This is a genomic window from Streptococcus equinus, assembly GCF_900101445.1.
In the GTDB taxonomy this organism is placed as follows: domain Bacteria; phylum Bacillota; class Bacilli; order Lactobacillales; family Streptococcaceae; genus Streptococcus; species Streptococcus equinus_B.
In genome coordinates this window covers 20,084-32,307 of the sequence record NZ_FNKE01000003.1, presented here as the reverse complement: position 1 = coordinate 32,307, position 12,224 = coordinate 20,084, and the positions used below count along the sequence as shown (strand labels likewise).

Genomic DNA, 12,224 nt, shown 5'->3' with positions numbered 1-12,224 from the left:
ACAAATGCTAGCAGAGGTTGTTAAAACCAGATGTAATAAGACTAGCATTGGGTCGATATTTTTAAAAAGGGGATACCACATGTATCAAGATGATAGTTTAACTCTCCACACAGATTTGTATCAAATTAATATGATGCAAGTTTATTTCGATAAAGGCATTCACAACCGTAAAGCGGTTTTTGAAGTCTTTTTCCGTAAAGAACCATTTTCAAATGGCTATGCTGTTTTTGCTGGTTTGCAACGTATGGTTGAATACCTTAAAAACCTTCGTTTTACAGAAACAGATATTGCTTACTTAGAAGATTTAGGTTATCCAGCTGATTTCATCGCTTATTTGAAAGATTTTAAATTAGAATTAACCATTCGTTCAGCTCAAGAAGGTGACCTTGTTTTCGCTAATGAACCAATCGTCCAAGTGGAAGGACCTTTGGCACAATGTCAATTGGTTGAAACAGCTTTGCTTAACATCGTAAACTTCCAAACGTTGATTGCCACAAAAGCTGCTCGTATTCGTTCAGTTATTAATGACGAACCATTGTTAGAATTCGGTAGCCGTCGTGCTCAAGAAATGGATGCAGCAATTTGGGGAACACGTGCTGCTGTAATCGGTGGTGCTAATGCCACATCAAATGTTCGTGCTGGTAAAATGTTTGATATTCCAGTATCAGGAACACACGCACACGCTCTTGTTCAAGCTTACGGTGATGACTATGAAGCCTTCATGGCTTACGCAGGCACTCACAAAGATTGCGTCTTTTTGGTTGATACTTATGATACACTTCGTTTGGGTGTTCCAGCAGCTATTCGTGTAGCCAATGAACTTGGCGACAAGATTAACTTCCTCGGAGTTCGTATTGACTCTGGTGATATGGCTTACTTGTCTAAAAAAATCCGCGAACAATTGGATGCCGCAGGTTACCCAGATGCTAAAATTTACGCTTCAAATGATTTGGATGAAAATACCATTCTTAACCTTAAAATGCAAAAAGCCAAAATTGACGTTTGGGGTGTTGGTACAAAACTTATCACAGCTTATGACCAACCAGCTCTTGGAGCTGTTTACAAAATTGTCTCAATCGAAGATGAAAACGGTGTAATGCAAGACACTATCAAATTGTCTAACAACGCTGAAAAAGTGTCTACACCAGGTAAAAAACAAGTTTGGCGCATCACAAGTCGCGAAAGAAATAAAACAGAAGGTGACTACATCACTTTCACTGATACAGATGTTAACCAACTTGATGAAGTTTACATGTTCCACCCAACATACACTTACATCAATAAAACAGTAAAAGATTTTGAAGCTGTTCCTCTCCTTGTTGATATCTTTGATAAAGGTGAATTGGTTTACGATTTGCCAACACTTGCTGAAATCCAAGATTATGCTCGCAAAGAATACGACAAACTTTGGGACGAATACAAACGTCTACTTAACCCACAAGATTATCCAGTTGACTTGTCACAAGAAGTTTGGCAAAACAAAATGGATCTTATCGACCGTATTCGCAAAGAAGCTCAACAAAAAGGAGAAGTTAAGTAATGACATTACAAGAAAAAATCATTGCAGAATTGGGTGTTAAACCAAGTATTGACCCTAAAGAAGAAATCCGTGTGTCTGTTGATTTCTTGAAAGATTACATGAAAAAACACTCTTTCTTGAAATCTTATGTGCTTGGTATTTCTGGTGGTCAAGATTCTAGCTTGGCAGGACGTTTGGCACAAATCGCTATGGAAGAATTGCGTGCTGAAACTGGTGATGACAGCTACAAATTCATCGCAGTTCGTTTGCCATACGGTGTTCAAGCTGACGAAGAAGATGCACAACGTGCGCTTAAATTCATCAAACCAGATGTTAGCATTGCTGTAAACATCAAAGAAGCTGTTGATGGACAAGTTCATGAACTTGAAAAAGCTGGTATTGACGTTTCTGACTTTAACAAAGGGAACATCAAAGCTCGTCAACGTATGATTACTCAATACGCTGTAGCAGGTGCAAATAGTGGTGCTGTTATTGGTACTGACCACGCTGCAGAAAACATCACTGGATTCTTTACAAAATTTGGTGATGGTGGTGCTGACGTGATTCCACTTTATCGCCTTAACAAACGTCAAGGTAAACAATTATTGGCAGAGCTTGGTGCTGACCCAGCTATCTACGAAAAAATTCCAACAGCTGACTTAGAAGAAAACCGTCCTGGTATCGCTGATGAAGTAGCACTAGGCGTTACTTACAACGATATCGATGATTATCTTGAAGGTAAAACAGTTTCAGCAGAAGCACAAGCTAAAATCGAAAACTGGTGGAATAAAACAGAACACAAACGTCACTTGCCAATCACAGTATTTGACGATTTCTGGAAATAAATTTCAAAATCAAAAAGCCCTATTTGGGCTTTTTTGTTTGGTTTTAGTATTATTGTTTGAAAATTCTGACATATACTGTTATGAAAGTTTACACATTTTTTTGAAAGTTTCAAAAAGTTCTACAATTTCTCTTGAAAAATGCTTAATAAGCGTTATAATGGTTATTAGTTAAGTTAGGTTAAGTCAGAAAATATTACATGAGAACTTAGCCACATTATAGGAGGAATTATGTCAGAATTATCATCAACATTTACTGATAAGCTATTTGCTGACTTTCAAGCTGATAGCAAATTGCGTGCTGTTGAAAATGCTGTAACTCACAATGGATTGTTAAAATCACTTGAAACACGTCAAAGTGAAATGGAAAACGACCACGCTTTTTCAATTGATTTAACAAAAGATAAAGTTGCTAACCAAAAAGCTTCAGGTCGTTGCTGGATGTTTGCAGCTCTTAATACTTTCCGTCATAAAATGATCTCAGACCTTAACTTGGAAAACTTCGAACTTTCTCAAGCGCACACATTCTTCTGGGACAAATACGAAAAATCAAACTGGTTCTTAGAACAAGTTATTGCAACTGCTGACCAAGAACTTGGTAGCCGTAAAGTAAAATTCTTACTTGATGTACCACAACAAGATGGTGGTCAATGGGATATGGTTGTTGCTCTTTTTGAAAAATACGGTGTTGTGCCCAAAGCTGCTTACCCAGAATCAATTTCATCAAGCAACAGTCGCGAATTGAACCAATACCTTAACAAATTGTTGCGTCAAGACGCACAAATTTTGCGTGAAGCAATTGCAGCAGGTGCTGATGACAAAGCTGTTCAAGCTAAAAAAGAAGCTCTTCTTCAAGAAGTCTTCAATTTCTTATCTATTAATCTTGGCTTGCCACCACGTACATTTGATTTTGCTTACCGTGATAAAGATAATAACTATCATTCAGATAAAAATATCACACCACAAGAATTCTTCAAAAAATACGTTGGTTTAGATCTTTCTGAATACGTATCAGTTATCAATGCCCCAACAGCTGATAAACCTTATGGTAAATCATACACTGTTGAAATGCTTGGTAACGTGGTTGGTAGCCGTGACGTTCGTTACATCAACCTTGATATGGAACGTTTCAAAGAATTAGCTATCGCGCAAATGCAAGCTGGTGAAACTGTCTGGTTTGGTTCTGATGTTGGCCAAATTTCAGACCGCCAAAAAGGTATCATGGCAACAAATGTTTACGATTTTGAAACAGCTATGGATATCAGCTTCACACAAGATAAAGCAGGTCGTCTTGATTACAGCGAAAGCTTGATGACACACGCCATGGTTCTTACAGGTGTTGATTTGGATGAAAATGGCAAATCTCTTAAATGGAAAGTTGAAAATTCATGGGGAGATAAAGTTGGTAACAAAGGTTACTTTGTTGCTTCAGATGCTTGGATGGATGAATTCACTTACCAAATCGTGGTACGTAAAGAATTCTTGACAGCAGAAGAACGCGCAGCTTATGAAGCTGAACCAATCGTTCTTGCACCTTGGGATCCAATGGGGGCTCTTGCAAGCAAATAATATAAAACTAAAAACGTTAGCTGATATCAGCTAGCGTTTTTTGGCACAATAAAATCACCTCTGACTAAGCAGGGGTGATTTATTATTATTCGTTACCTTCAGTGCTGCTGTTAGCATCAGTAGATTCGCTGCTTTCTGAGCTAGCTTCTGTTGATGAAGTATCTTCGCTAGATGATTGACTAGATGAAGCTTCTTCAGAAGAGCTTGAGCTTGAACCATAGATGTTGCTGTAGACTGAGCTTGATGATGGTGAATAAGTGTAATTGCTTGAGCCGCTTAAGTAAGCATAGCCGCCGCTTGTGTAAACACCTTTAGGAACTTCAAAGTCTTCGCTTCCGCTACCATATTTTTCGTTGAGGTAGCTTTGCATAGCTTTGTAAACATCAGCTGCAACGTTTAGACCGTTACCGTAAATTGGTGTCATACGGTTTTTATAACCTGTCCAAACAGCCATTGAGTACTGTGGTGTGTATCCGACAAACATTTCATCGGGAGCCATTGTTCCGACAGAACTGTTGTAAATACCTGTTGATTCTTCGATTTCAGCAAGTTCATCATCTGAGTAGTTTGATGTACCTGTTTTACCAGCTTGGTAGATACCTGGGAGAGCAGCTCTCGTACCAGTACCGTAAGTTAAAACAGTTTTCATCATTGAAGTCATCAAGTAAGCTGTAGTTTCTTTCATTGCACGGCTACCAGATGCGCTAAATGATTTACTTGTACCATCGTTGAATTCGATTTTGTTGACATATTGTGGTTCGTAGTAGATTCCACCGTTAGCAAATGCGGCATAGGCAGCAGCCATTTTTTCACTGCTTGCACCGTATTTTTGGCTAGAATCACTTGTTGAACTTGAGATGGCATTTGAGTAATAAAGTTGTGGGTAGTAAATACCAAGACCTTCCAAGAATGATTTAGCTTTATTTAAGCCGACAGATTCAAGGGCTCTAACCGCTGGCACGTTACGTGATTGTTGGATAGCGGTTTGAATGGTCATGTTACCGTAGTATTGACGGTCCCAGTTATAAATTTGAGTTGAAGTGCCTGGCCAGTAGTATTTGCTATCGCTAGTGACAGCAGCGGTACTTGTGTAGACACCATTTTCAATCGCTGGAGCATAGTCTGTGATTGGTTTCATTGTAGAACCCCAGTCACGGTCTGTTAGAACGGCTTGGTTAGTTCCGAGTGAAACAGTTGTATCTTGGTTACGTGAACCAAGTTGAGCAATAACTTTACCAGTGCTTACATCAACAACAGTTGAGGCAACTTGTAAGTCTGTATCTGGATAATAGACGTAAGAGTCAGTGTTGTAGATATCCCAGAGGTATTTTTGAGCTTCTGTATCAACGTTTGTGTAAACTTTCAAACCAGCTGAGTAGATATCTTGACCAGTTTTATCGCTTACTTCTTGAATAACTTCTTTGATGTAGTTATCAAGATAAGGTTCATAACTTGTTGATTCAGTTAGTGTTTGCAGACCATCTGTGACTGGAGTAGCACGAGCTGTATCGTATTCAGATTTTGTAATGTTACCATCTTCATACATTTCAGCAAGAACAGTATCACGACGGTTTTGAGCAGCTTCTGGATTTGTGTAAGGGTCATATTGACTTGGTGCTTGAGGAATACCAGCAAGTAAAGCTAACTGCGCAATAGACAAATCTTTCAAATCTTTACCGTAGTAAGATTTAGCTGCTGTTAGCATACCATAGTTACCGTTACCCATGTACACTTTGTTAATGTAGAAGGTAAGAATTTCTTCTTTGGTATACTTACGTTCCATTTGAAGAGCTAGCCAAGCTTCTTGAGCTTTACGTTTCAAGGTTTGGTCAGATTCACTTGTTGAGAAGTAAGCCAATTTGATTAACTGTTGGTCAAGTGTTGAACCACCTTGTGTGCTAGAGCTTGTGAAGTTATTTAGTGCTGCTCCGAGGATACGGTAAACATCGATACCACGGTGTTTGAAGAAACGTTTATCTTCGATAGAGGTTACGGCATTAACCAAGTTCAATGGAATGCTGTTAGCTGATACGCTCTCACGTTTTTCAGAACCCAAGTCAGCAATTAAAGTTCCATTGGTATCATAAATCAGACTTGAGTTAGTTGATGATAATTTAGCTGCTGTTAGTTTTGGTGTGCTGCTAACATAAAATGCAAAGATTGAGCCACCAATTAGAAAACCAGCAACAACCAAAGACATCATAGTGATTAAACCGTATTTTAGCACCTTAAGAGCAGTTGCTTTAGATGCAGGATTGCTTGTTCGTCTGTGTTTTGTTGTTTTCTTTTTAATTGTGATCACCGCCTAATATTTTTTGATCGATAATGTCCAAATAAGGAACTTGAGGGAGTGAACTTGTTGTCACCATATACCCATTTTTTCTGATATAATCAAGTGGCATGGATTTGGTGCCGAGGTTGATTTGGTAAAAGTCTACTAGAGCACTAGCAGGTAAGAAATAAGTTTCCTTAAGTGTCGAAAAGTGAAGTAGTACAAAGCAGATGCCATCTTGCTTTAAGACATGTTCCATGTGCTCAATCTGGTGAGCGTGAAAGTTTTTTAAAGGCATGGAAGTCTTTTGTCGCGTTTCTTTCGCTTCAAAGTCAATGTAGCGTCCTTTATAGACACCAGAATAATCGGTCGTGGATGCTTGGCGAAAGTAAGCTTCTACAATTTTGGCACGGCTTCTTTTAGGATAATCAACTTTTACAATTTGAATTGGGGTTGGTTTTTTGTGAACGACAGCGATATCACGAGATAAGTAGTAATTATTAGTTTCATTGATTGCTGCTTCAAAACTCATCCCACGATTAGCAAAGTTAATCGTTGATTTTGTGTTCTTTCTAGAAGCTGGGGCTGCTTGTTTTCGAATAAGATGATGAGGGTAATTAACCATAAAACTCCTAACATTCATGCTTAAGTCAATATAAGCACTACTATTATAACATATTTTTAGAAAGGAAACAGAATATGACTGCAATTCTCGTCACAGGCTATAAGAGTTTTGAGCTTGGTATTTTTCAAGAAAAAGACCAACGAATCGAGATTATCAAGAAGGCAATTAGACATGATTTGATTCGCTATTTTGATGAAGGGGTTGATTGGTTAATCTTTATGGGGAACCTCGGATTTGAATATTGGGCATTACAGGTTGCAAAAGAGCTCCAAGAGGAGTATGATTTTAGTATTGCTACTATTTTTACTTTTGAAAATCATGGTCATAATTGGAACGAAGCCAATCAAGTCAAATTGAGCGAGTTTAAACAGGTGGATTTTGTGAAGTATTCCTATAAAGAGTATGAAAATCCAAGTCAGTTTAGAGCGTACAATCAATTTTTAGTAGATAATACAGATGGTGCTTACATTTTTTATGACCCTGAGAATGAAACAAATTTGAAATATCTAGTGCAGGTCATGCGAGAAAAAGAGGATTATCCTATTCAGTATTTGACCTTTGATCGCCTTAATGAATTTCTTGAAGATTGGTAATGAATTTTTAATAATGATTTAAAGGTAAATGCTTGATTTTTCACTAAATTTTCTGTAACATATATCTTGATATGACGTTTTCATATTCGAAGGTTAACTAGAATAGTTTTGTTTGGAGAGAGATAGAATGGCAAGTATTATTTTTAGTCCTAAGGACATTTTTGAACAAGAATTCAAAACCAGCATGCGTGGTTATGATAAAAAAGAAGTAGACGAGTTCCTTGATGATGTTATCAAAGACTATGAAAGTTACATTTCTCAAGTCCAAGAACTACGTGCTGAAAATGAAAAATTAAAACAAGAGTTGGCTGCTAAACCAAAAGCAGCGCCAGCAACTTCTTATGTTGCTCCACAGGCTGAGCACGCACGTGTTGCTCAAACTGCTACAAACTTCGATATTTTGAAACGCATTAGCCGTTTGGAAAAAGAAGTATTTGGTAAACAAATCACTGAATAATAACTTTAGTCATTTTTGACAAAGTTATTAACAGAATGTGTCTATGACTTACCTCTTGACGAAGGTAAGAAAGATAAATTGCAATTTTTGGATAATCGCGTGGTATTCTAATACCATGAGGAAAGTCCATGCTAGCACTGGCTGTGATGCCGGTAGTGTTTGTGCTAGGTGAATTAATAAGCCTAGGGACATCTTTTGATGTTACGGCGAGTGAAAAGGCTAAGTCTTTGATATGCCTAAATAGCTCTGAAAAGTGCCACAGTGACGTAGTTCTTGAGGAAACTCGGGAAGTGGAACGCGGTAAACCCCTCAAGCTAGCAACCCAAACTTTGGTAGGGGCACGGGATAGTAGGAATCAGAACGATCTATCCTGACTGGAAACAGTAGACAGATGATTATCGAAGGAGATAAGACCTAGTTATCTCTGGAACAAAACATGGCTTATAGAAAATTGCATATAGGTATCTAGCTAGCTTAGGCTAGCTTTTATTTTTGTATTTTAATACTAAAATACCTCGTGATTTGGTATTTGAAAATTAATTGAATTTTACTAGCTATAAGCTGGTAAAACGTGTTAAACTTATAGATAAGTATTTTGATGAAATAGGAATGTGTGAATGAAAAAAACATTTAATTTAGTAGCGACTGCAGCTGCAGGGCTTGAAGCTGTTGTCGGGCGTGAAATCCGTGATTTAGGGATTGATTGCCAAGTTGAAAATGGTAAAGTACGTTTCCAAGGTGATGTTCGAACAATTATTACAACAAACCTTTGGCTTCGTGCGGCAGATCGTGTCAAAATTGTTGTTGGAGAATTTCCAGCGCGTACCTTTGAAGAGTTGTTTCAAGGGGTTTATAAATTAGATTGGGAAAATTATTTGCCTTTAGGTGCTAAATTCCCAATTTCAAAAGCAAAATGTGTCAAATCAAAATTGCACAATGAGCCAAGTGTTCAAGCCATCAGTAAAAAAGCAGTTGTAAAAAAACTTCAAAAAGTTTACCACCGTCCAGATGGTGTTCCTTTGCAAGAAAATGGTGCAGAATTCAGAATTGAAGTATCTATTTTGAAAGATAAAGCGACCGTTATGATTGATACGACTGGTGCTAGTCTCTTTAAACGTGGTTACCGTGTGGAAAAGGGTGGCGCTCCGATTAAAGAAAACATGGCAGCTGCTATTATTGAATTGTCAAACTGGTATCCTGATAAACCATTTATCGATCCAACATGCGGTTCTGGAACATTCTGTATTGAAGCTGCTATGATTGGGATGAACATCGCACCTGGTTTTAACCGTGATTTCGCCTTTGAAGAGTGGAATTGGGTGGATGCTGATTTGGTTCAAAAAGTTCGTGATGAGGCTGAAGAAAAAGCTAACTATGATATCGAACTTGACATTTCAGGATTTGATATTGATGGTCGCATGATTGAAATTGCTAAGAAAAATGCAGAAGAAGCAGGACTTGGCGATGTCATCAAATTGAAACAAATGCGTCTTCAAGACTTGAAAACCGATAAAATCAACGGTGTTATCATTTCTAACCCACCTTACGGTGAGCGATTGCTTGATGACAAAGCAGTCGACATCTTGTATAATGAGATGGGACAGACCTTTGCACCACTTAAAACATGGAGCAAATTTATTCTGACCAGCGATGAACAGTTTGAACGAAAATACGGGTCACAAGCTGATAAAAAACGTAAATTGTATAATGGTACTCTTAGAGTTGATTTGTACCAATTTTACGGTGAACGTGTTAAACGCTCTGCTATCACGCAAGCAAAAGAAAAGTAAGGAAAAGTGCGCTTAACAAGATTGTTAAGCAGTTGAGATTTATTTAGAGAGGTGACCAGAACGTGTCAGAAAAAAAAGACATGCCATCTTCTGAAGAAAAAGATGGGCTTAACTTTGAAGATGTTAAAAATCTAACCATTGAAGAAGCTGTTCGAAAAGATTCTGAAATGAAAGCTGGAATTACTGAGTCTGATGGCGTTTTAGATAAGTATATTAAACAGCACCGAGATGAAGTAACATCGCAAAAATTTGAAACAAAGTTATCTGATTTTGAAGATTTAGATACAAAAGCTTTGGATAACTTTATTAAAAAACAACGTGAAGAACTTGTTAACAGCGGAATTGTTAGCAAGGACGTTTTTGAGGAAACTGCTGAACCTAAATCAGAAGTTGAATCAGAAGATGTAGCTGAACCAGTCGTTGAAGAGACTGAAGTTAAAGAGGTTGAGGCTGAGCCTGAACAAGTAGAAACTGTTGACTCAGAAAAAGAAGCTGCAAAAGAAGTAGAAGCAACTACTCCGGAAGTTGAAGAAACTGTAGCTGCTGTTGAAGAATCAAAAGAAGAAGCTGTAGCTGCTCCTGCTGAAGAGGTTAAAGAAACTGAAAAAGAAGCTGCTTCAATTGCTCTTTCAGCTGATGATAGCAAACCAACATCTAAGAAAAAACGTGTTATCATTGGTGGTTTAGCAGCTCTTGTTGTCGCTATTTTTGGTGCAGGTTATGCGCTACACTACACTAAAGATTCAACAACTACAGTAGCTAGCTCATCAACTTCATCAAGCCAGAAAAAAACGACATCAAGTTCAAGTGCTGCAGAAAAAGCTAAAAAAGCCAAAAAAGCTTTTGATGATGCATATGCAGCTTTGTTCACTGATGACACTAAAACGAAGTTGAAAAACAGTGAATTTGACAAGATTTCTGTTCTAAAAGAAAAATTGGATGACCTAAAAGGTACTGATTTTTATGATGCTGCTAAAAAAGAATACGATACTGTAGCAGCTCACATTACAGCTATTAAAGCAATCAACGCTTTGTTTGAAAAAGATGTTATTGTTGATGGTAAAAAAGTTTCAGGAACTGTTAAAGCTGATGCCAAATTTGACAGCTTATCTAGTGATGTTTTGAATACAGGTGACGCTAACTTGGATAATTTATTGCAATCAGTGATTACTGATGGTAAAAATCAATTAGCGGCTAAAGCACAATCAAGTAGCCAAGCGCAAGCAGCTGCTAACTCTGCCAGCCAGACAGAAAGCAATGATAAAGCAGCTGAAGCTAAACCAGCAGCGCCTGCATCTGATAATTCAAATCTTCAACGAGATAAGAGTCGTGTTCCTTATAACGACTCAGCGATTGCTGATTCAAATAATCCAGCTTGGACATTTGGTGACGGTGTACTTGAAAAAATCGTTTCAACATCACAAGCTCGTGGTTATTTCTCTGGAAATGACTATATTCTTGAAAAAGTTAATATTATCAATGGTAATGGTTACTATAACATGTTTAGAAAAGACGGAACTTACCTCTTCTCAATTAACTGTAAAACAGGTTATTTTGTAGGTAATGGTTCAGGTCACTCTGACGCTTTGGATTATTAATTTTTAAAGGCGATTCCTAGAAATAGGGCGCCTTTTTGTTTGTATTTTCAAAGTAATGAAAAATTGTGTGAAAAGATTCAAAAAGTTTGACACTAAAATTTGTAAGCGCTATAATTAACCTAACTTAAAGATTAAGGGGTGATATTTATGGTAAAAGTAGCCATTGTTACTGGTGCAGGTCAAGGAATTGGCTTTGCCATTGCTAAACGTCTTCACGCTGATGGATTTAAGATTGGAATCTTGGATTATAACCAAGAAACTGCTGAAAAAGCTGTTCAAGAACTGTCGCCACAGGATGCTTATGCTGTTGTAGCAGATGTTTCTAAACGTGAAGAAGTTGCTAAGGCTTTTGAACAGGTTGTTGAGCATTTCGGAGATTTGTCGGTAGTTGTTAATAACGCAGGTGTTGCGCCGACAACACCCTTAGATACTATCACAGAAGAAGTCTTCGAACGCACTTTTGCCATTAATGTCGGTGGTACTATTTGGGGTGCTCAAGCTGCTTTGACTGAGTTTAAAAAATTAGGTCATGGCGGTAAAATTATCAATGCTTCTTCACAAGCTGGTGTCGTTGGTAATCCAAATCTAACGATTTATGGTGGTAGTAAATTTGCCATTCGTGGTATCACACAAACCTTAGCGCGTGATTTGGCGGATTATGGTATTACGGTAAATGCTTATGCACCAGGTATTGTTAAAACACCGATGATGTTTGATATTGCTCATGAAGTTGGTAAAAATGCTGGTAAAGATGATGAATGGGGCATGCAAACTTTTGCTAAAGATATTACCCTTAAACGTTTATCTGAACCAGAAGATGTAGCTAAAGCTGTTAGCTTCCTAGCAGGACCAGATTCTGATTACATCACTGGGCAAACCATTATTGTTGATGGTGGTATGCAATTCCACTAAGCCATCTATAAATCAAAAAAGACAGGGAAAGTCATTTCTCTGTCCTT

10 protein-coding genes and 1 other RNA gene are annotated in these 12,224 nt (G+C 37.9%); 9 read left to right on the top strand and 2 right to left on the bottom strand.

Annotated elements, in window-relative coordinates; genetic code table 11:
- Window positions 1-79 precede the first annotated feature (79 nt).
- The 3 genes from BLR83_RS08760 (at window position 80) to pepC (ending at window position 3,930) form a co-directional block, all read left to right on the top strand.
- A complete protein-coding gene (locus tag BLR83_RS08760) occupies window positions 80-1,540 on the top strand; it encodes a nicotinate phosphoribosyltransferase (protein WP_074561296.1) in 1,461 nt (486 codons plus the stop codon).
- Window positions 1,540-2,364 (top strand): ammonia-dependent NAD(+) synthetase, encoded by an 825-nt coding sequence (gene nadE, locus BLR83_RS08755; RefSeq protein ID WP_074561295.1) that lies wholly within the window; start codon window positions 1,540-1,542, stop codon window positions 2,362-2,364. The genes BLR83_RS08760 and nadE overlap by 1 nt, the downstream gene beginning before the upstream one ends.
- A 228-nt stretch (window positions 2,365-2,592) precedes the next feature.
- On the top strand, window positions 2,593-3,930 hold the full coding sequence (pepC, locus tag BLR83_RS08750; protein WP_074561294.1) for an aminopeptidase C: 1,338 nt from the start codon (window positions 2,593-2,595) through the stop codon (window positions 3,928-3,930).
- An 85-nt stretch (window positions 3,931-4,015) separates the two neighbouring features.
- Here pepC and pbp1a read toward each other — a convergent pair whose 3' ends face one another.
- Window positions 4,016-6,232, bottom strand: a complete 2,217-nt coding sequence (gene pbp1a / locus BLR83_RS08745) for a penicillin-binding protein PBP1A (protein ID WP_074561293.1) — start codon at window positions 6,230-6,232, stop codon at window positions 4,016-4,018.
- Entirely contained in the window at window positions 6,219-6,827 is a 609-nt protein-coding gene (gene recU / locus BLR83_RS08740; RefSeq protein ID WP_014334359.1) for a Holliday junction resolvase RecU, read from the bottom strand. The genes pbp1a and recU overlap by 14 nt, the downstream gene beginning before the upstream one ends.
- Window positions 6,828-6,901: 74 nt before the next feature.
- Between recU and BLR83_RS08735 the strand changes: the two genes are divergently transcribed.
- The 6 genes from BLR83_RS08735 to BLR83_RS08710 all read left to right on the top strand — a co-directional run bounded on the left by BLR83_RS08735 (window position 6,902) and on the right by BLR83_RS08710 (window position 12,177).
- Complete coding sequence (locus BLR83_RS08735) at window positions 6,902-7,420, top strand: SLOG family protein (protein WP_039695900.1); 519 nt, start codon at window positions 6,902-6,904, stop codon at window positions 7,418-7,420.
- Window positions 7,421-7,547: 127 nt separating this feature from the next.
- Complete coding sequence (gene gpsB / locus BLR83_RS08730; protein WP_074561292.1) at window positions 7,548-7,877, top strand: cell division regulator GpsB; 330 nt, start codon at window positions 7,548-7,550, stop codon at window positions 7,875-7,877.
- Window positions 7,878-7,960: 83 nt separating this feature from the next.
- Window positions 7,961-8,326, top strand: an RNA gene (gene rnpB, locus BLR83_RS08725) — RNase P RNA component class B.
- Window positions 8,327-8,494: 168 nt separating this feature from the next.
- Complete coding sequence (locus BLR83_RS08720; protein ID WP_039695898.1) at window positions 8,495-9,667, top strand: THUMP domain-containing class I SAM-dependent RNA methyltransferase; 1,173 nt, start codon at window positions 8,495-8,497, stop codon at window positions 9,665-9,667.
- 62 nt (window positions 9,668-9,729) lie between these two features.
- Window positions 9,730-11,265, top strand: a complete 1,536-nt coding sequence (locus tag BLR83_RS08715) for a cell division site-positioning protein MapZ family protein (RefSeq protein WP_074561291.1) — start codon at window positions 9,730-9,732, stop codon at window positions 11,263-11,265.
- Between the two features lie 147 nt (window positions 11,266-11,412).
- A complete protein-coding gene (locus BLR83_RS08710) occupies window positions 11,413-12,177 on the top strand; it encodes a (S)-acetoin forming diacetyl reductase (RefSeq protein WP_074561290.1) in 765 nt (254 codons plus the stop codon).
- Window positions 12,178-12,224 lie beyond the last annotated feature (47 nt).